This window comes from Bartonella sp. W8122, assembly GCF_016102485.1.
Taxonomy (GTDB): domain Bacteria; phylum Pseudomonadota; class Alphaproteobacteria; order Rhizobiales; family Rhizobiaceae; genus Bartonella; species Bartonella apihabitans.
This window is the reverse complement of record NZ_JACFOO010000001.1, coordinates 919,498-940,576: the sequence shown is the minus strand read 5'-3', so window position 1 is coordinate 940,576 and position 21,079 is coordinate 919,498. Positions and strand designations below refer to the sequence as shown.

16 protein-coding genes are annotated in these 21,079 nt (G+C 45.0%); 8 read left to right on the top strand and 8 right to left on the bottom strand.

All coding sequences use genetic code 11. The annotated features are described in order from the left end of the window. Nucleotides 1–112 precede the first annotated feature (112 nt). Together H3S83_RS04195 and H3S83_RS04190 are read left to right on the top strand one after the other, a co-directional pair. Nucleotides 113–1,369, top strand: coding sequence for a lytic murein transglycosylase (locus H3S83_RS04195; protein WP_078039149.1), 1,257 nt, complete (start codon nt 113–115; stop codon nt 1,367–1,369). Nucleotides 1,370–1,385: 16 nt separating this feature from the next. Next, nucleotides 1,386–2,450, top strand: coding sequence for an SGNH family hydrolase (locus H3S83_RS04190; protein ID WP_198238998.1), 1,065 nt, complete (start codon nt 1,386–1,388; stop codon nt 2,448–2,450). A gap of 306 nt (nt 2,451–2,756) precedes the next feature. Here H3S83_RS04190 and H3S83_RS04185 read toward each other — a convergent pair whose 3' ends face one another. The 4 genes from H3S83_RS04185 to H3S83_RS04170 form a co-directional block, all read right to left on the bottom strand. Beyond that, on the bottom strand, nt 2,757–3,179 hold the full coding sequence (locus tag H3S83_RS04185) for a metallopeptidase family protein (RefSeq protein WP_198238997.1): 423 nt from the start codon (nt 3,177–3,179) through the stop codon (nt 2,757–2,759). Between the two features lie 102 nt (nt 3,180–3,281). Beyond that, nucleotides 3,282–3,887, bottom strand: a complete 606-nt coding sequence (leuD, locus tag H3S83_RS04180) for a 3-isopropylmalate dehydratase small subunit (protein WP_078039146.1) — start codon at nt 3,885–3,887, stop codon at nt 3,282–3,284. Nucleotides 3,888–4,177: 290 nt separating this feature from the next. Then, nucleotides 4,178–6,202 (bottom strand): M3 family metallopeptidase, encoded by a 2,025-nt coding sequence (locus H3S83_RS04175; protein ID WP_198238996.1) that lies wholly within the window; start codon nt 6,200–6,202, stop codon nt 4,178–4,180. 480 nt (nt 6,203–6,682) lie between these two features. Then, entirely contained in the window at nt 6,683–8,197 is a 1,515-nt protein-coding gene (locus H3S83_RS04170; protein ID WP_246741711.1) for an ABC transporter substrate-binding protein, read from the bottom strand. A 769-nt stretch (nt 8,198–8,966) separates the two neighbouring features. On the opposite strand from H3S83_RS04170, the gene mgtE reads away from it, so the two are divergent. The 4 genes from mgtE to H3S83_RS04150 all read left to right on the top strand — a co-directional run bounded on the left by mgtE (nt 8,967) and on the right by H3S83_RS04150 (nt 15,092). Then, on the top strand, nt 8,967–10,346 hold the full coding sequence (gene mgtE / locus H3S83_RS04165; protein ID WP_078039144.1) for a magnesium transporter: 1,380 nt from the start codon (nt 8,967–8,969) through the stop codon (nt 10,344–10,346). A 472-nt stretch (nt 10,347–10,818) separates the two neighbouring features. Continuing rightward, entirely contained in the window at nt 10,819–12,648 is a 1,830-nt protein-coding gene (gene typA / locus H3S83_RS04160; protein WP_077970584.1) for a translational GTPase TypA, read from the top strand. A 68-nt stretch (nt 12,649–12,716) separates the two neighbouring features. Further along, the gene (ppa, locus tag H3S83_RS04155) at nt 12,717–13,244 is read left to right on the top strand and encodes an inorganic diphosphatase (RefSeq protein ID WP_077970583.1); all 528 of its coding nucleotides are present in this window, start codon (nt 12,717–12,719) and stop codon (nt 13,242–13,244) included. Nucleotides 13,245–13,808: 564 nt separating this feature from the next. Further along, the gene (locus H3S83_RS04150; RefSeq protein ID WP_198238995.1) at nt 13,809–15,092 is read left to right on the top strand and encodes an MFS transporter; all 1,284 of its coding nucleotides are present in this window, start codon (nt 13,809–13,811) and stop codon (nt 15,090–15,092) included. Nucleotides 15,093–15,187: 95 nt separating this feature from the next. On the opposite strand, the gene H3S83_RS04145 is transcribed toward H3S83_RS04150, so the two are convergent. Together H3S83_RS04145 and H3S83_RS04140 are read right to left on the bottom strand one after the other, a co-directional pair. After that, nucleotides 15,188–15,481, bottom strand: a complete 294-nt coding sequence (locus tag H3S83_RS04145; RefSeq protein WP_198225188.1) for a YggT family protein — start codon at nt 15,479–15,481, stop codon at nt 15,188–15,190. Nucleotides 15,482–15,631: 150 nt separating this feature from the next. Next, a complete protein-coding gene (locus H3S83_RS04140) occupies nt 15,632–16,969 on the bottom strand; it encodes an MFS transporter (protein WP_198238994.1) in 1,338 nt (445 codons plus the stop codon). 115 nt (nt 16,970–17,084) lie between these two features. On the opposite strand from H3S83_RS04140, the gene H3S83_RS04135 reads away from it, so the two are divergent. Then, nucleotides 17,085–17,297, top strand: a complete 213-nt coding sequence (locus tag H3S83_RS04135; RefSeq protein ID WP_075870258.1) for a heavy-metal-associated domain-containing protein — start codon at nt 17,085–17,087, stop codon at nt 17,295–17,297. 28 nt (nt 17,298–17,325) lie between these two features. On the opposite strand, the gene H3S83_RS04130 is transcribed toward H3S83_RS04135, so the two are convergent. Beyond that, nucleotides 17,326–17,745, bottom strand: coding sequence for a helix-turn-helix domain-containing protein (locus H3S83_RS04130; RefSeq protein WP_198238993.1), 420 nt, complete (start codon nt 17,743–17,745; stop codon nt 17,326–17,328). Between the two features lie 200 nt (nt 17,746–17,945). Between H3S83_RS04130 and H3S83_RS04125 the strand changes: the two genes are divergently transcribed. After that, nucleotides 17,946–20,384, top strand: coding sequence for a heavy metal translocating P-type ATPase (locus tag H3S83_RS04125; RefSeq protein ID WP_198238992.1), 2,439 nt, complete (start codon nt 17,946–17,948; stop codon nt 20,382–20,384). Between the two features lie 61 nt (nt 20,385–20,445). Here the strand turns inward: H3S83_RS04125 and H3S83_RS04120 are convergent, their stop codons facing one another. Beyond that, nucleotides 20,446–20,997 carry an invasion associated locus B family protein gene (locus H3S83_RS04120; protein ID WP_198232533.1) on the bottom strand — a complete coding sequence of 184 codons (552 nt, stop codon included), beginning with the start codon at nt 20,995–20,997 and terminating at the stop codon, nt 20,446–20,448. Nucleotides 20,998–21,079 lie beyond the last annotated feature (82 nt).

The window sequence follows — 21,079 nt, the reverse complement described above, 5'->3', positions numbered from 1 at the left end:
TATCAACTTCATTAAAAATTACGATAAAATATTCAAAAAATTCGGAAAATCGGTTTAATATGGGGATGAGGCATTTTTAATCGAATTGTTGCTTTTATCAGGCGGAGCACAGATGAAAATAAAAACAAATAGTTTCCCTCAAATAACCGATAGCCGGATAACCAGACGGTTTGCAGTTTTCGGCGGCGCCTGTTTCATCGGTGCATTTTGTTCTTTGCCTGTTTTGGCAAACGGTTCGGATATTGCCTTCAGACGCTGGATTGCTGCCTTCAAAACAACTGCTTTGAACGCCGGCATTACGCCTGCAACTTTCAATCTGGCTTTCAAGGGGGTTGATTCTCCGGATCCGGAAGTCTTGAAAAAAGCAGCTTATCAACCCGAATTTACCGATCCCACATGGAATTATTTTGACAATCGGGTGCAGGACAATGCGATTGCAACCGGTCGTGCTCATGGGAAAAAATGGGCAAAGTGGCTTGGTGCAATTGAAAAACGTTTCGGCGTCGATCGCAATATACTTTTGGCAATATGGTCAATTGAATCCGATTTCGGTGAAGCAATGGATCGAGACACTGCTATGCGCGATGCCATTCGATCGCTTGCTACCCTCGGATATGGTGACAAACGCAGAGCAAAATATGCGCAAACGCAGCTTATTGCTGCTATGAAAATTCTTCAGTCCGGCGATATTGATCGCGCCCATTTACAAGGTTCATGGGCGGGAGCACTCGGGCACACACAATTCATTCCGACAAGTTACCTGATCTACGCTGTTGATATGGATGGGGATGGAAAGCGCGATATCTGGACGTCGGTTCCTGATGCTCTGGCAACGGCGGCCAATCTTTTGAAGAAAAATGGTTGGCAAGAGGGGCGTCCTTGGGGCTATGAAGTTCTCCTTCCTGAAAATGGTAAATTCCCCCCGGGCTCGTTGCCGCTTTCCGAATGGACGAAAATGGGTGTAAAGCGGGCGAATGGCAAACCCTTCCCCTACCCTTCCGATAAAGCAAATCTGAAATTACCTGATGGCCGGAAGGGACCTGTATTTCTGGTTACAAAAAATTTCTTTGTCATAAAGCGGTACAATAGTGCCGACCGTTATGCTTTGGCTGTTGGTCTACTTTCCGACCGCATTGCCGGCCGTCCGGGATTGGTCAAAGATTGGAACAGACCGTTTTCGCCACTCAATATCCAGGAACGTCAGGAACTACAAACGAGACTGAATAAAATGGGGTACTATCACGGCAATATCGACGGTAAAAACGGAGAGGTAACCAAAAAAGCGATCGAGACTTATCAAAGTCGCAATGGTTTGCCCGTTGATGGAAATCCGAGCCGTGAATTATTGACAATTCTTCGTAGCCGTTAATTCCGGAAAATTGTTGATGAAAAGACTTGTACGTTTTGGCCTCTTTCTGTTTCCAGTCATTGTATTGGCATTTGCACCGGCAGTCGCAGATGCAAGAAATATTTTTGATATTATCTTCGGGCGCAAACAGGAAGTGCAGCCGGTCTATCCACCGCCACCACCGCCGGTGAAGAAAAAACGCGTTACCAAAACGCCTGCACAGCAAAAAGCCAATCAGAAGGCACAGAACGCGAAACGCATTCTGGTAATGGGGGATTTCGTCGCCAATGCTGCCGGTGACGGATTAAGCCAGCTTTACGCAGAAAACACCGATATTGTTGTTTTGATTTCAACAAATCTGTCATCCGGTCTCGTTCGCGACAACCACTATAATTGGATAGATAATATTCCGAAGCTCATAGCAAAAGAAAAGCCGGATGTCATTGTCATGGCACTTGGTGCCAATGATGATCAACCTATCAAAATGAATGGCGAAACCATTGATGTCAACGCCAGCGAATGGAAAGACAATTATCGTCAACGGATTACCGCACTTACAAATACTCTCAAACAAACCGGCAAACCGTTCTTATGGTTGGGCAACCCGTCTTTCAAAGATCGCGACTTGAGTATTGCAATAGCTTCTTTCAACAGACTTTATAAGCAACAGGTGGAAGCAGCTGGCGGACATTTTATCGATGTATGGGAAGGTTTTGTTGATGAACAGGGAAATTTCGCGCTTTCCGGTTATGATGTAAACGGACAGACAGCCCGATTGCGCGCCAATGACGGGATAAATTTTACCACTGCGGGAAAAAAGAAACTCGCTTTCTACCTTGAAAAACCGTTGGACGGCATTTTCAATTTGAATTCCAAGGATGACAAGGACAATATCAAAGTCGATCCGAACGGACCTGTTATTTCTGTTTTACCACGCGATGTCGACCGGATTGCGCCTGTCGGCTTTTATGACATGGCGGGACAGAATAATGGTCTTCTTGGTGATCCTGACAACCCGAAACCTCTGAAAGATGAAGATTCCTGGGTTCCACGAAACGGTAAACATGCAGGGCGTGCCGACAATTTTTCGACTGTTCAATAGACCGATGTAAAATTGTTCATAAAAGCGATCGGCTTCCCTTCACCTAATTTTATAATCATATATTTCAAAGGGTTGATTATAAGCGACCTTGGTGATCACAAAGGTTTCCCCGACTTTCTGGCGATTGGCGGGAAAATTTTTGAATAAAACAGTTCTCGAAACTATTCTGCCCGATTTTTACTCTTGGTAATGATATGGAAATGAGTGAGCGTTAAAGAAAATAACAATCGGGAAATACCGGAAAAACCTGTTGCAGCAAATGCGAATAAGCCGGACAAACGGTGATCTTAACTTTGCAATTCGATCTTATTCGACAGCTTCTTCTATTTCATCCAATGTGTCATCCGATAAACCGAAGTTACGTCCGATTTCCTGAATAAGAACATGGGTTACAATATCGCCTAGTGCTTCATCATTTTCAGACCAATAATCAAGAATTGGTCGCCTGAACAATGTAATCCGGTTCGTTTCATTGCCAGTATTCAGAGAAAACCGCTCGCTAATGCCTTGTCCTTCAAACAAGCCCAAAAGCTCGAACGGAGATTCAAGTCCCATATCATCCATCATCTGGTCATCAGGAAAATCCGTGACTCTTATAACAAGGTCCTTACAAAGAACCCGAAATTTTGACGGCAAATTGGCAAAAGAATTTCGGGCAATAGAATCTATTTCATTCAAACTTGGAGAGAGGCGAGAGGCCCAGTTATGACTATGGTCTGGTCTAGCCATATTAAATTACATGCTCCATTGCAGCTATCAAAAACGTGTTTTATTAGCTCGCTCTCAAGCGGCCAATTCAAAATCCGGTTTATTTTTTTAAAGCCCGTTAATTCAGGCCCATGGATGTTCCTTTGCATTCTTTTTTTCAAAAGAATCAATTTCGGACACCTTGCGCATAGTCAATCCAATATCGTCAAGTCCGTTCAACAGGCAGTGCCGGCGAAATTCGTCAAGATCGAACTTCAATGTTCCACCGTCAGGTCCATGGATTTCCTTTTTCTCAAGGTCGATGGTCATGGTTGCATTAGCACCGCGTTCTGCATCCTCCATCAGTTTTTGCAAATCTTCCGGACTGACAATAATTGGCAAAATACCGTTTTTGAAGCAATTGTTATAAAAAATATCGGCAAATGAAGTCGAAATAACACAACGTATCCCGAAATCGGCCAATGCCCAAGGCGCATGTTCACGCGATGAACCACAACCGAAATTATCTCCCGCAACAATGATTTTGGCGTGACGGTAAGCGGGTTTGTTCAAAACGAAATCAGGATTTTCGGACCCGTCATCACGATAACGCATATCTGCAAAAAGCCCTTTGCCCAGCCCCGTCCGTTTGATCGTTTTCAAATAGTTTTTTGGAATAATCATATCGGTATCAATATTGACAACCGGCATTGGGGCTGCAACACCCGTCAGTGTTGTGAACTTTTCCATTTTTCAAAATCCGAATTTTAGAGTTTTTCCAATAATTCTTACTCCTGCATGAGTAAGCTGTCAAAGCGATGGAGATAGCCTCATCCTATGCGCCATTTCCCCCCGCTTTTTATATCAAATTCAGGTCGGCTTCTTTCGTTTATAACTGCAATTTGAATGACGAATTTTCAAAAGAAGCATCTTCCGGCGGGATTTTTAACCCAAAAACGCCACAAGATAAAACCCTTAAAACCGAAAGGAGTGAATTTTCCTCCTTTCGGTTAATCACACCTCTAACAAGGCCGTACTACTCAAATACCGCGTTTCCTCATTAATGCATCCGGGCTCGGCAAGCGGCCACGGAAAGCTTTATAAAGTTCTTCCGGATCACGGCTGCCACCGGCCGAATAAATATATTTTTTCAATTTTTCTGCTGTTTTCGGATCAAAGGCATTGCCGGTTTCTTCAAAGGCCTCGAAAGCATCTGAATCAAGAACTTCCGCCCACATATAGGAGTAATAGCCTGCCGAATAACCGTCACCGGTAAATACATGTGTAAAATGAGGCGGACGGTGGCGCATAATGATTGCCTTCGGCATACCCAATTTTTGCAATTCTTTTCTCTCGAATTCGGTCGGGTCATCAACTTTTCCGCCTTCATGGAAGGCCATGTCAACAAGCGCGGAAGCAGTAAATTCGACGGCGTCAAAGCCACCATTGAACGTGCGTGCAGCGAGAACCTTGTCGAGCAAGTCCTGCGGCATGGGTTCACCGGTTTTGACGTTCCTTGCGTAAGTTTTCAATGTTTCCGGAACAGTGACCCAATGCTCGAACAATTGCGAAGGGAGTTCGACAAAATCTCTTGCCACAGAGGTTCCCGAAACAGATGGCCATTTAACCTCCGATAACAGACCATGGAGGGCATGTCCGAATTCGTGAAACAGGGTTCGCGCATCATCCAATGACAAAAGTGCCGGTTTTCCCTTGGGCGGCTTGGCGAAGTTACAAATATTATAGATGATCGGTTTGCGCCCTTTTTTAAGATGATGTTCGGTTTGTAATTCGCTCATCCATGCACCGGAGCGTTTGCTCGGGCGGGCAAAATAATCTCCAATGAAAAGACCGCGTAAGCTGCCATCAGGATTTTTGACCTCGAAAAGCCGTGCATCTTCATGCCAAAGCGGTACGCCATGCTTTTCTTCAAAAGTGACACCGAAAAGCTTCTTTGCGGTCGCAAAAGCGGCTTCAATCATTTTATTCAGTTCAAAATAGACTTTGACCGATGCTTCATCAAACGAGAATAATTTGGTGCGCAGTTTCTCCGCATAATAGCGCCAATCCCAAGCAGCCAATTCGTCATTGCTTCCTGTCTCAGCTGCTAGTTTTTGCAGCTCTTCTGCTTCTTTTTCAGCCTTGGCAACAGCCCGCTTCCAGACAGGCATTAAAAGCTTCATAACATTGTCGGGCGTTTTGGCCATTGTGTTGTCAAGTTTGAAATCGGCAAAGGATTTAAAGCCGAGAAGCTTTGCCTTTTCATCGCGCAATGCCACAATCTCGCTGATAATCTTCCGATTGTCATTTTTATTGCCATTTTCGCCACGCTTTGCCCAGGCCTCAAAGGCAATCTGGCGCAAGTCCCGCCGGTCGGAAAAAGTCAGAAACGGCTCCACAACCGAACGCGCAAGCGTCAGTGCATAGGAATCCGGTTTTCCCCTTTCCTTTGCCGTCTCTTTCATTGTCGCAATAAGATCGTCCGGAAGTCCAGCCAGATCTTTCTTTTCGAGATAAAGAACCCACTCTGCTTCATCATTCAATACATGTTGGCCGAACTGTGCGCCAAGCAAAGCCAATCGCTCGTTTATCTCTGCCAGTCTTTTTTTATCCTTTTCATCAAGAAGTGCACCGTTCCGGACAAACCCTTTCCATGTGAGTTCGATCACACGCGTGGTCTCGGCATCGAATTTTGCTTTTTTTGCTTCCTCATGGAGGGCATCAATTTTTGCAAAAAGTCGCGGATCCATCATCAATTTTGAAGAATAACGCGATAGCTTCGGTACAAAATCCTGTTCCAATTGCTGGATCAGATCATTGCTATAGGCACCCGAACGGAGAAAAAAAACCGAACATACATGGTCAAGAGACTTGCCTGCAAGCTCGAACGACTGCAAAAAACCGTCAATCGTGGCAGGTTCCGGAGAGGCCGAAATTTGTTCAATTTCGGCTTCGGCATCTTTTAATGCTTCTTCAAAAGCTGGCTTGAAATCTTCATCATGAATTTTTGAAAAATCAGGCAGACCTTCAAAACCGGTCCACTCCAGCAACGCCGTTTTTGACATATTTTTTATCTCCAATCTTTTTGCTGCAAATTGTTTGCAATGATCAATGTGTACCACATGTAATAATTAAAACTATGAATGCCAGCGTCTCTCAAACTCTTTTTACCCTTAAATGCGTATCCATTCTTCTGTCTTTCGGATGAAGAAAGACAGAAACGGCGTTTATGAAGCGGCGTTTTCGTTAGGTCATTTTCGAAATTACTTTTTTAACCGCAAAAATTTTGGTCCTGCCGCTAAAGAAAAAATTCTTTGTTTAAAAAATTCAATGCCTCAGGCAATTCGCTATTTTGGAAGATTCCCTATCCTAGAAGATTCATTGGCTTAACAAATTCATCGGCTTGGCAAATTCATTGTCTTGGCAAATTCTTTAACTTCTCCAAGATGTTTTTCCGACTTATGAAAACGGTTTCTAATCATGCCGGTTTCAACCGTGGAACAAAACTTTTCTTTCTGCCCACACTTCAAAACAGGGGGCAAACGTCAATTTTTATACATATTGGAAAAACGGATCAATCCATCCGGATAAGGCTCAAAACCGTGAAGTTTTTTGGTATAGGCATAGATATAATCGGGATGGCCGAGATAGATTACCGGCATATCATCTTGAAGAATAGCGATAGCATGATGATAGAGATCGGCACGTTCGGCAGGATCGGGAGTCTTCCTTGCCAAAGAGAGTTTGTCGTCGAGATCGCGATTACAATATCTACCTATGTTGCCTGCCCCCTCACAGGTAACAAACCAGGAGATATTTCCATCCGGATCAATCCGGCCGCTCCACCTTTGCGCAGAAACTTCAAATTTGCCGCCTTTATTATCTAAAGCAAGTTTGGTTTCTTCTTTAGGATGAAGACTGACATTGAAGCCCGCTTCATTGGCCATCGTCCGGATTGCCTGCATCACCTGTACAATTGTCGGGTCGTTACTATGGGAAATCTGGACATCGATTTTCTGATTGGCAAAACCGGCTTGTTCTATTAACTGACGGGCCTTTTCCAGATTGCGCGGGGAAACCGGAAAACCTGAATTGTACCAGATTGTATCAGGTGCCCAAGGCTGGTTGCCGACAACCATCGCACCGTCATAAACGGTGTCACGAATAGACGCACGATCAGTAGCAAACGAAAATGCCTGACGCAGCAATTTCTGTTGTCCGAGCGGAGTCTTTGCTTTGTCACCATTTGCGATATTGATTGTCAAAGCAATATAAGCTTCGCTCGCTATCCTGTTCGTTTCTAATCTGGATGCCGCTTTTGCTTTGGCAAAATCGCTTGAAGAAAGCCGGTCAACCATATCGACAATTCCGGCACGCAAATTCGAAAAACGCACCGACGGATCTTCGATCGACAAAAAAGTGAGACGGTCAAGTTTGATTTGTTGGCTGTTCCAATAGCGATCGAATTTTTCCAAAACAATTCTGTCATGTGGAACGCGCTCGACAAAGCGGAACGGCCCCGCACAAATAGGCTTCAACCCGAAATCTGTGCCCATTTCACGCGCTGCTTTGGGCGACACCATGACCCCTGCCCGATCTGCGAGTTGCGATAAAAGTGCAGCATCGGGATATTTTAATTTGATCGTCAATTCGAAGGGGCCTGTTGCATCGACAGAAGCAACAGAATCAAGTTCGTTTTCCCGAACGGATTGTGAAAAACCGATTGTACGTTTTAAAGAATAGACTGCTGCATCGGCATTAAACGGAGTGCCATCGTGAAAGACGACATCCTTTCGTAAACTCATTTTCAAAATCTTGCCGTCTTCAGAAAAAGACCAACTTTGAGCAAGTTCGGGAACAAAACTGGCATCAGGGGAAATATCAACAAGTTTATCGCATATCGCCGTATAAACTAGCCGTCCTGAAAACGTTTTCGATAAGGCCGGATCCAAACTATCAGGATCGTCTTGAAGTGCAATTTTGAGTTCGGAAGCTGATGATGCGAAGACAGGTGAAACAAATAAACAGAAGAAAAACAAGCACATCAATATCCCCCTCATTGCTGTGCTCATTGTTGGGCTTGTCAATGAGGCGGGTTCTCCGGATATTTCAGCAAAATCTTTAGAGTGACTCACTTTGATCTCTATCCAAGTTTATGTTTCAAAAATCCCCGAGCTCTGAACCTTGTTCAAAACAAGTCATTAATTTTCATCTATCATGGCGTAATCAATGTAACATAACGCATTTGTTATTGAATGCTATAATTGCAGCGGAAGGCCAAAAACGGAAAATTATTATCAAATTGGGCTAAATCAACTCGTTGTTGATTATTATTTGTTATGTGGTATCAAAAACTAAATTCATTATACGTTGTCGACTAAAATATTTTTCATTAATTAAATAAAAATCATCGATTATCTTATTTATGCAATTTATCATATTGCATAAAAATATGAATTTGTTTTTATATTAAAATTATAAATGTTTTATATTATACTTTTATTATTAAACCTTATTTTTAAATAATTATATTATAATTTTATATAAAAACAAGCAGCATATCTCAGCTACAATAGCTCAATACAGCTTGTTCCTTTAATGGGACAGATCCAGCCTTAAAAAAAGAAATTATCCATCAAGTTTCCACTGTTTTTTGAAGTTATAAGAATAAAAGTGACAGTTCACCAAACAGTGCTTGACTTTCGTTCAAAACATAACAATTGAAACATCTGCGTAGGGAAACGCTCCCCCCACAAATGATCTGCCGGGATGTCAAACCTGCCCGACAGGTTCAATGCCCATCAAGAACTGTTCTTAAGGAGCTCCATCATGACTGAAAACCAGACTTCAGCATTTGATGTCAAAACGCTGTCTGCTGAAGCGCTTGCCGAGCGCTTGAGCCGTCTGCATTTTGCCGACGCTGTCGATGTCATTAATGATCTCGACATTGTCGAACGGGTGAATGTGTTCAAATTTTTGCCGATAGAATATGCTATCGAGCTGTTCGACAAGCCGGAACTTGACGAGCCGGGGCAGATTCTTGAAATGCTGCCGACCGAGCGTTCTGTCACAATTCTTGACGGAATGTCTGCCGACCAGGCAGCCGATGTATTTCAGGAAATGGAAGAGGCGACCCGTGCCAAACTCTACCCGCTCCTGAAGCCGTTGACCCGTGCCGAGATGAAAAAGCTGTCAAGTTATCCTGACGGCAGCGCCGGCGCGTTGATGACAACGGAATTTATCGCTGTTCCTTCCACTTGGTCGGTTCGTCAAACGCTTGATCATATCCGCGATGTCGAGCGTACACGCGAGACAGTTTACGCAAGTTATGTCATTGATCCGGAAACCAGCGTTCTGATCAAAGCGGTATCACTCAGGAATCTTATTCTGGCAAATCCCGATGACACGATTCTTAATGCCGCCACCAATGGTGAACCGATCAAGATTGGTCCTTTGACCGATCAGGAAGAAGTTGCACGCCTGTTCCGGCGTCACGATTTGCTCTCGGTTCCGGTTGTAGACGAGACCGACCACGTCATCGGTATTGTGACAGTCGATGACGTGCTCGATGCCATGACCGAAGAAATGAGTGAAGATGCTTATAAATTCGGTGGTATGGAAGCGCTCGACAAGCCCTATATGGATATCGGTTTTTTCGATATGATGAAAAAACGCGGCGGCTGGCTTGCCGTCTTGTTTTTAGGCGAAATGTTGACCGCCAGCGCCATGCAGCATTTTGAGGTGGAGCTTGAAAAAGCGATTGTTCTCACCCTCTTCATTCCGCTTATTATGAGTTCCGGCGGTAATTCCGGTTCTCAGGCAACATCTCTTATCATTCGTGCACTTGCCTTAAGAGAGCTTGAACTCAGAGATTGGTGGAAAGTCGCTTTAAGGGAAATACCGGCAGGCGTGTCTTTGGGAGCCATGCTCGGACTGATTGGCGTTATACGCATTATCGTGTGGCAAAAAACCGGTATCTATGATTATGGCGAACATTGGGTGCTGGTGGCAATAACGGTGGGGGCCGCCCTTATCGGCATTGTTATGTTCGGCTGTCTCACAGGTTCGATGCTTCCGTTTCTCTTGAACCGTCTGGGGTTTGACCCTGCAAGTGCTTCGGCACCTTTTGTCGCAACACTGGTCGACGTAACCGGTATTGTTATCTATTTTTCTGTCGCAGCGCTTATTTTAAGTGGTACACTTTTGTGAGTCCTTTTTTAAGTGTAAAGCCCCAGTTTAAGGCCGTTGTTCTATTTTTCACCATTGAACGACGGCCTCTACCATTCAAAAGCACTTGCCGGATTAAAAAACACAAGCCGGATTAAAGCGCACAATCTGCTTGTGCCGATATAGACGGCCTCGTCATTGAGAAACTATGGCTGAATAGAATAATGCCATTACGCTTCTTCTCTTTTGCAATTATTTTCTTGATTTTTTTAATAAATATTTTCATTGGGAGAAGGCATTTTATGGCGAGATATTGATTAGCCAACCGACTATTCTCATATAATTGGAAGAATGCCTTCGAAGGTTCAAAGTTATGATAATGCGTTTATCTTAGCTAAAAAAGGTTTCCCCCTCTTCCAAAAACCGTAAAAAACTTGTAAGAGGCATGCAACACCATGCGGCAGCTTGTTGTTGCCGTATTTTCGAAATTTCAGTGAACGAAAAGAAGATTTACATGCAATTGCGCAATATTGCAATCATTGCCCACGTTGACCACGGTAAAACAACCCTTGTCGACGGGCTACTAAAGCAATCAGGAAATTTCCGCCAAAACCAACGCACTGGCGAGCGTATGATGGATTCCAACGATATTGAAAAAGAACGTGGAATTACCATTCTTGCCAAAGTTACCTCTGTCGTTTGGAAAGATACGCGTATCAATATTGTTGATACACCCGGACACGCCGATTTCGGCGGTGAAGTGGAACGTATCCTTAATATGGTGGATGGAGCCATTGTTCTCGTGGATGCCGCCGAAGGCCCGATGCCGCAAACAAAATTTGTTGTTGGCAAAGCCTTGAAAGTTGGCCTGCGCCCGATTGTTGCCATTAACAAGATCGACCGCCCCGACGCACGTCCTGAAGAAGTTATCAATGAAGTTTTTGATCTGTTTGCCGCACTTGACGCAACAGATGAACAACTCGATTTCCCGATCCTTTATGGCTCCGGTCGTGATGGCTGGATGGCTGAAAGCCCCGATGGCCCGAAAGATCAGGGGTTGGCGCCTTTGTTCGACATGGTCGTACGTCATGTACCGGCTCCGACTGTTGCTCCAGGTCCGTTTACGATGATCGGTACCATTCTGGAAGCCGATCCGTTTTTGGGTCGTATCATCACCGGCAGAATCCACTCCGGTAAAATCAAACCGAACCAGGCAGTGAAAGTCCTCGACCAGCAGGGTAATCTTGTCGAAAGTGGCAGAATTTCAAAAATTCTTGCTTTCCGCGGGCTTGAGCGTCAACCGATCGAAGAAGGTGATGCCGGTGATATTGTTGCAATTGCCGGTCTACAAAAAGGTACGGTTGCCGATACTTTCTGTGACCCGTCAGTAACCGAGCCTTTGAAGGCCCAGCCGATTGACCCGCCGACGGTCACAATGAGTTTCCTTGTCAATGACAGCCCGCTCGCAGGGACAGAAGGTGACAAAGTTACAAGTCGTGTCATTCGTGACCGTTTGCTCAAAGAGGCCGAAGGGAACGTTGCTCTGAAAATCGAGGAATCAAAAGACAAGGATTCCTTCTATGTTTCCGGCCGTGGCGAATTGCAGCTTGCTGTTTTGATCGAAAATATGCGCCGTGAAGGTTTCGAACTTTCGGTTTCGCGTCCGCGTGTTGTTATGCATACCGACGAGAACGGCAACAAGCTTGAACCGGTCGAAGAAGTTGTCATTGACGTTGACGAGGAATATTCCGGCATTGTCGTCCAGAAAATGTCGGAACGTAAAGGCGAGATGATCGAGCTTAAGCCGTCAGGTGGAAATCGTGTCCGCATGGTCTTTTATGCGCCCACACGTGGCCTTATCGGCTACCAGTCGGAATTGTTAACCGATACGCGTGGCACTGCCGTCATGAACCGCTTGTTCCATGACTATGAACCATATAAAGGCGATATTGCCGGACGTACCAATGGCGTCATGATTTCCAATGATAATGGTGAATCGGTAGCCTATGCCCTGTTCAATCTTGAAGACCGCGGCCCGATGATCATTGATGCGGGTGTCAAAGTCTATCAGGGAATGATTATCGGCATCCATTCACGTGATAATGATTTGGATGTAAACGTCTTGAAGGGTAAAAAGCTTACCAATGTTCGTGCTGCCGGAAAGGATGAGGCTGTGAAACTCACTCCTCCTATCAAAATGACATTGGAACGTGCGTTATCGTGGATTCAGGATGACGAGCTCGTCGAGGTTACGCCAAAGAACATTCGTCTGCGCAAGCTTTACCTTGACCCGATTGATCGTAAGAGAAACGGAAAGCCACGTCCGTCGGACAGTGCTGCCTGATTTTTGACCATTTATGCCGGATACTTTAGAAGGTGTCCGGCTCTTTTTATTCTGGAAAGGATGTCTCTATGAATATTGATTTGATCCCCATCGGCAAAAACCCGCCGGAAGATGTTAATGTTATCATCGAAGTGCCGGTCGGCGGTCAACCAATCAAATATGAAATGGATAAAAAGTCGGGTGCGCTGTTTGTTGATCGTTTTCTCTACACCCCGATGACCTATCCGGGCAATTACGGTTTTGTTCCGCACACTTTGTCCGAAGATGGCGACCCGATTGATGTTCTCGTTCTTAACACCCGTCCGCTTGTTCCAGGATGCGTTATCAATTGCCGTCCGATTGGCGCTTTGATTATGGAAGATGACGGCGGCAAAGATGAAAAAATCATTGCTGTTCCGACACCCAAAATGACACAACGTTATGTCGATGTTCACGACTATGCCGATATGCCGGAAATAACCTTGAAACAGGTCGAACATTTCTTCCAGCATTACAAAGATCTCGAACCCGGCAAATGGGTCAAGATTGGCGGATGGGAAGATGAAGATTTTGCCCGCGAGCTCATCAACAAAGCAATCAAGCGCGCAAAAAAATAATCCTTGGAAATAATTGATAGTCTTCTATCAATCAGCTTTAAAAATATTTGATTAAAGCGCCCGTCAAACTTTGTCGGGCGTTGTTTTTTTAGCATCATGGCAAGTGGTTTTAACAGCAACACTTCCGTTGTCCTCTTGTCCACTTTGAAGCCTGTCCCGCTTGGTTTTTCCGGGACAATGTCCTGCCTGGTTTTCTTGTACAAGTTTTATTTATACGGGGTGTGATTGTCATTGACTGCTTATGGGAGAGCGGCATTCCGATGATCGACTGTTTATGCGTTGTCCCGAAAAAAGAAATTGCCGACAAAAACTTGTTATTGACAAGCTGCTGATTTGGCAACCCGTATAAATGTCCTATAAGCTTGGAATGATAATCACACAAATTGCTGAACAAATCATATTTTTTGCTTATTAAAGCGAGGCTTAATCAAAATGCCGTTACGCACCAAAAAACTTGTTTTGTTATCTGTCCGTAACCGGTCTTTTTGATTAAAAGGTTGATAATAATTGGTGCAAAACGGGCGCCCAATTCCGATAAAGAGAGTGCAACGGGATTTTTGACGTATGGATGCTGCAGTGAAAGCCCCTGAAAAAAGCCATAACATCACCAAAGGTGATGTTGCCGCTGTTGCTATCGGTAATGCTGTCGAATTTTACGATTTTATCGTCTACACAACATTCGCTGTCATGATCGGGAAAACTTTTTTTCCTTCTGACAACGAGTTTGTCAGCCTGATGTCGTCGGTTTCAACATTCGGCATAGGTTTTATAGCCCGCCCCTTGGGGGCAATCCTCATCGGCACCTATGCCGACAAGGTCGGACGCAAACCCGCAATGATCCTGACAATGTTGTTAATGGCAATCGGCACTGCAGGCCTTATTCTTCTGCCCGGCTACGAGCAAATCGGAATTGCAGCACCCATATTGCTGGTGATTGCCAGATTGGCACAAGGGCTTGCCTGGGGCGGCGAAGCAGGGCCTGCGACAACGTTCATCATGGAGGCTGCTCCGGAAGGAAAACGCGCTTTCTATGCGAGTTGGCAGATTGTGGCACAGGGCGCCGCGGCAATAACTGCCGGTTTGGTCGGCTATATCTTAAGCCTTTATCTGACACACCAACAACAAACCGATTGGGGATGGCGCATTGCTTTTGGTCTGGGACTTTGCATTTTACCGATTGCAATTTTGATGCGTCGCCATCTTGGTGAAACATTAAAACTTGAAGACAAAGCCGAAAACAACTCGACAAAGGGACTGCTAAAAGAAATATTCGAGCATCACAGTGCTCTGATTTTTATCGGGATATTCGTCCTTTCAGGAAGTACCGTTACGCAATATTTTTTAAATTACACAACGACTTATGCCCTGACCGAACTGCACTATGGCGAGAACTTTGCGATGCTTGCCACTTTTGTTGTCGGATTGGGAGTTGTTATTTTTGCATTGATTGGCGGTTATTGTGCCGACCGGTTCGGACGACGGATAACAATCGTTGCTCCCCGCATCATATTGCTCGTTATCCTGTGGCCGGGACTTTACCTCGTCAACCAATTCAACAGCATTTGGGTGTTCTTCGGCGTCATCACCATTTTCACAGCCTTGCAGAACATCAGCGGCGCCGGAATTGTTATATTCTTATGTGAATGTTTCCCGAAAAGATTGCGAGCCACCGGATTTTCTATCTCTTATGCTTTGGGAATTTCGCTCTTCGGCGGAACAGCGCAAATCGTTGTTACATGGATATTGGAGCTCACCGGCAATCCCGCCTCGCCGGCCTTCTACCTCATCTTCACCAACATTTTGTGTTTAGGTGCAGTATTTTTAAGCCGGAACAAAAAAGTTCACTAATGGCCGCAGAAACGATCACATCAATGAGGGATGCCAACCACATCCCTTACCATCTTCTTTGGATACTTTTTTAATCCCGCATATGCCGTTCGGATTTAGAAAAAGAGTCCGGCATAGGCGCGCCACATAAAGATGCGGATAAAATAGATAATCAGCAATACGACAATTGGCGAAATATCGATTGATCCCAAGTTCGGCAGAATACGCCGGATTGGCGCGAGTACAGGTTCGGTTATCTGATAAAGAAAATTGCCTATTGCAGCTATCAGCGGGTTGTGTGGATTGACGATATTAAACGCATAAAGCCATGAAAATACAGCGCCCGCAATGAGAATGAAAATATAAACATCAAAAACACGATCTATCACATACAGCAAAGCATAAATCATTCTCTATTCCTTCGAAAGTCGATGAACAGCAAAATTGCCATTCAAATATTTGATGGGCAAGACTTTTTTTAACGAGCATTCAAGCTTTTCGTGAAAACTGCCGAGAACACCGGAAAGTTTTGAATTTGATGCACATTTCGGTCGGAGCAATCATAAATCCTTTGTTTCAAGCTCTTCTATCCCTATCGGCATTTGTTTCTTTTCCCCGTAAAAAATCAGGTAAAGCCCGACAAGGCTGGCAAGAAGGGAAATGATAATCAGATACCACATATGGAACATGGGAAAAACCGGTTGCATCAAATTAATCGCCCAGGGCGTCAAGCCACCGAAAACTGCATAGGCAATATTATAAGAAAAAGACAAACCGGAAAACCTTACCGTTGCCGGAAAACTACGAACAATCACATAAGCGACCGAGCCGACATAGCCGGCGAAAAAACCGAGAAAGGCCGAAAGCACAAAGAACAATGCCGTTGAATAGCCGGCACAATGATAAAAAATGTAGGAGACGGCCGCGAAAACAATTCCGGAAAACGTAAAAAACTTGCCGCTACCGAAGCGGTCACACAAAAATCCTGCAACCGGCGTTCCAAGAATGAGGAAAAAACTTGTTATCGAATTGGCCGCAAGGGTGATGTCACCCGAATAATTATAAGGCGCAGCCTTCATATAATTCGGCGTGAGCAAGGTACTGATCATAACCGTTGCGGATAAAGTCCAAGTCAAAAGAACAGCAACAACAACGCTTCCCCGATATTTTGTCAAAACCACTTTCAAAGGAATTTCTTTGGATAGGGCTTTTTTCCTTTTCAATTCTTTGAATATTGGTGTTTCTTCCAGAAAGCGCCTGAGCCAGACAGCAATCAGCCCGAAAATCCCGCCAATGACGAAGGCAACTCTCCACCCCCAAAAATCGGTTACATTTTCAGGCCACGGCAAAACATTGTTATGAACAATATGATTGATCGCAAAAGCAATAAAAGAACCGATCAGAATGCCGAGAGAAAGACCTGAGGTGAGAACGCCCGTTGAAAGCCCGACATGACGTTCCGGAACATGCTCGGCTACAAATGTCCATGCACCGGGAACCTCGCCGCCGACGGCCAACCCTTGCATCATCCGGCAGGCCAAAAGAATAAGCGGAGAAAGAATACCGAAATGGTTATAGGTCGGCACAAAAGCCATGCCCAAGGTTGCAAGCGACATCAAAAGGACCGAGAAAGTAAAAATACGCTTGCGACCGAGTTTATCGCCAAGATGCGCCATGACGACTCCCCCGATGGGCCGCATCAGATAACCGGCGGCGAATATGCCATAGGTCCACGTTGTGGCAAGCCAAGGCGACATTTCCGACGGGAGAACCGTATGGGAAATTTCGGCTGTAAAAAACACAAATATAATGAAGTCATAGAACTCGAGCGCTCCCCCCAAAGAGGCAAGCGCCAGCGTGCGTATGTCATCACTATTCAAATTACGTGCAGACTTCATCTTTTTCCTGTTGTTTTACGGGCTTTATAAAAATAAACAACTCCCCGCCCTTGACCTTACCCTATAGGAACCCCTCATATTATAGTAAATAGTCAATAGGCAAAGGAATATAAAAATGTCTGATCAAAACACAAGCTTGTTCAAGGTAGAAGATATGACATGCGGGCATTGTGTAAAAACAATCACCAACGCAATCAAAGAAAAATATCCGTCTGCCGATGTCAATATTGAGCTCGACAAACATCTCGTCAAAGTCAAAGGTGTGGCCGACAAGGCAAGTTTGGCCGACATTATGAAGGAAGAAGGCTATACGCCTCAAGCCTTGTAAAAATCAATAAAATTCTCTCTTCAAGCGATCATGCTTGAAGAGAGCTTGTATCCGCAAGGCTTTCAATAACCTTGCATTCATGTATTTTGTGGCCGACGCACGGCTTTGTAATCCTCTCCAGCTCTTTTTCCAGAATTTTCAATCGTGCAATTTTCACACGTGTTTCTGCAAGTTGCTTGTGCGCTATTGTATCCGCTTCCCCGCATGGATCATCCGGATGTTTGGATAATGCTATAAGTTGGCGGATGGCTTCAATAGAAAAGCCGAGATTTCTGGCTCTTAAAATAAACAATAGGCGCTTGTAATCAGCTTCGACATAACGGCGCTGATTGCCTTCTGTACGCTCAGGCTCGTCTAGGAGGCCAATTTTTCCATAATAACGGATGGTTTCGATATTGCAGCCGGTATGTTTTGAAAGTTCGCCAATTGAAAAATAAATTTTCTGCATTTTTCCTCTTGAAGCTGTAGTTACTACAGGAATTATATAATTATTCGACAATGAATTCCACCATCGGAAATGTCCTTTTTTGAAATTTCAGTTGGCGGATTTCGAGAGCCAAATTTTAACGACGAAATTCAACGCTCATCAATTTTCGAGTGTCGAGATTTTCGCTGCATGACGGAGAAGCCGAAAGAGGAGACAGACCCATGGCTGAAGTAGAAAAAGAAACTATTCCACATGGTCATGATCATCAAAAGAATAGCGCCAATGAGGCGGGATATGATGACAAACATCATGAAATTATCTCTTCGTCAACAGAAGCCGCACACTGTAGAACCGAGGCAAAACCGGCGTCCGAAAATAAAAAAGAACATGATCACGAACATCACTTAAATGCCGGACATCATCATGACGACCACCATGAACACACGCATGATCATTGCTCTGATGACCATTGTCACGATCATTCGCACGACCACCATAATCACTCCCATGAGCATGATGACGAAGATGAAGAAATCATTGATGATGACCCGCGCTTAGAGGCAGGAAATGATTCTTTATGGCGCGTTGAAGGTATGGATTGCGCAGCCTGTGCAAGAACCATTACCACCGCTTTGGAGCGCATGTCGGGCGTGGAAAATGTCCATGTCTCGCTCACCAGAGAAAGACTGTCTTTAAAAGCGGATAAAAGCCGTGTGAGCCCGGAAGAGATAGAAAAGACAGTCGCATCGCTTGGTTATCGCCTGCATAAAATCGACAACAATCAACCGCGTGAACAACAGGAAGAAAAATACTGGTATCAAACACAAAAAGGCCAAGCGGCGATCTTGTCCGGTGTTCTCCTTGCTCTTGCATATATTGCATCGACGTTTTTACCACATTGGTCATTCTGGTTTTTTACAATTGCCGCTCTCGCTGCACTTCTTCCGGTTGCAAAACGGGCGTTTGCAGCATTGAAAAATGGCAGTCCTTTTACCATTGAAATGCTGATGACAATTGCGGCTATCGGCGCCATTTTCATTAATGCAACCCAGGAAGCAGCCGTGGTTGTCTTTCTCTTTTGTGTTGGCGAAGTGCTAGAGGGTGTTGCAACAGGTCATGCACGTGCAGGCATCAAGTCATTAAGCAAGCTTGCCCCTAAAACCGCTTGGAAAGAAGTCAATGGCAAGCTTGAAGAAGTCCCTGCCGAAAGCCTTCGGATTTCAGATATTGTTCTTGCAAGACCAGGTGATCGTTTGCCGGCAGACGGCGTTGTTATTGAGGGAACCTCGGGTGTAGATGAATCGCCGATTACGGGTGAATCGATCCCCGTAACAAAGACAATCAACAGCAAGGTTTTCGCCGGCTCCATCAACAATGAATCAACATTGCGTATTCGTGTGGAAACAAAACCCTCCGATAATACCATTGCACGCATCATCTCGCTTGTCGAAGAAGCACAGGATGCGAAAGCCCCGACAGAACGGTTTATCGATTCTTTTTCTAAAGTCTATATGCCAATTATCGTCGGTATCGCTATCCTCGTCGCCATCATCCCTCCACTCTTTGACGGGCAATGGAGAGAATGGACCTATCGCGGCTTGGCTCTATTATTGATCGGTTGCCCTTGTGCGCTTGTTATTTCTGTACCGGCAGCTATTGCATCCGGACTTTCGACCGGCACCCGTCATGGTCTTCTTGTCAAGGGCGGGAACGTGGTCGAGACTTTATCGAAGGTCGATTGTATAACATTCGATAAAACCGGTACTTTGACCAAAGGCACACCTGTTGTCACAGATGTTGTTGCAACCGAATATTCGGAAAACGAGGTATTGCAACTTGCCGTTGCTTTGGAACGGGAATCGAGCCACCCGCTTGCTGTTGCCATTATCACCGAAAGCGGAAAACGGAAAATCGAAGCCGTTTCGGTGAAAGATGTCAAGGCCGTTGCCGGTAAAGGTATTATTGCCGAATGGAAAGGCAAGCCGGTTTTCATCGGAGCACCGAGATTTTCGCACGATTACGGTGTTATCGGCCAAACATTGCAAAAAAGTGCTGACAAATTCGAAAGCGAAGGAAAAACCGTCGTCGTTGTTCATCATGATGGTAAGGCAATCGGCGTTATTGCAATGCGCGACGAGCCAAGGGACGATGCGCTCGCGGCTTTGGAAGAACTCCGCCGGTTGAACATTGAAGCTGTTATGCTGACCGGTGACAATAAACAGACCGGAGAAGCCATTGCAAGAAAACTCGGGCTTGCAGTTAAAGCGGAATTGATGCCGGGCATGAAAGTGGAAGCCATCAAGGAACTAGGCAAAAATCATATTGTTGCTATGGTTGGCGATGGTATCAATGATGCACCGGCACTGGCAGCGGCAAATGTCGGTATTGCCATGGGCTCGGGAACCGATGTGGCATTGGAAACAGCCGATGCAGCCATATTGCGCAACCGCGTGAGCGATATACCGACACTGATTTCGCTTGCCCGAGCTACCATGTTGAATATCAAGGAAAATGTTGCCATAGCGCTCGGTTTGAAGTTGATCTTTCTTCTGACAACAATCTTCGGCATTACAGGCCTTTGGCTTGCTGTTATGGCCGATACCGGAGCGACTGTTCTCGTCACACTCAATGCTTTGCGGCTTTTATTATTCAAAAAATAAAATGGCTCGTTCGAGCCATTTTTCCAAATCATAGTGAGCGAATGATTATAGAGTTGCCGAATTATTTTTTTAGTGCATTCAAGCGATCAAGAGCCGGGCCGAAACCATCAAGCTGCACAAAGAGATTATCGAGCGGCTGTTCATTATTTCCGGCCGAAGTTGCTTTGACATTGAGTTGTTTACCAGCGCGCAAAGCCTGAGTTGACGTTTTGTCAAAGGCAACAGGAACAATGCAACCGACAGGCATACAGGTACGAACGCCGGTTTCGACAACCGCCTTGGTATCATCAACCTGAAGCTTTACAGGTTTGGAAACCAGAATGCCGAAAGGTACAACAATAACACCGGAAACATCGCCGTTATTGTTTGTCGAAACATTCATGCTGATGACCGGCTGGTTCTGGTTGTTAACTTCCTGACGGAGCAGAGCGCAAGCTTTTTCGCCATTTTGTATGGCACAATTGACGGTCCACAGCCCATAGGTTTCAGTCAATGACGATGCACCATTCGGCAACGTCGCGGCATTGGGCCTGCCACCCTTATCATTAGCGGCGGCTGATAAAGTAGAACAAAGTAAACCGGCCACAAAAAAGGAACAGAGTAAACGTTTCATATTAAAATTCTTTCTGGAAGTATTTTCCCCGATATTCGAAATTCAGCCAAAATGTATAAAGAAAGTTACGTGTTAAAACCAG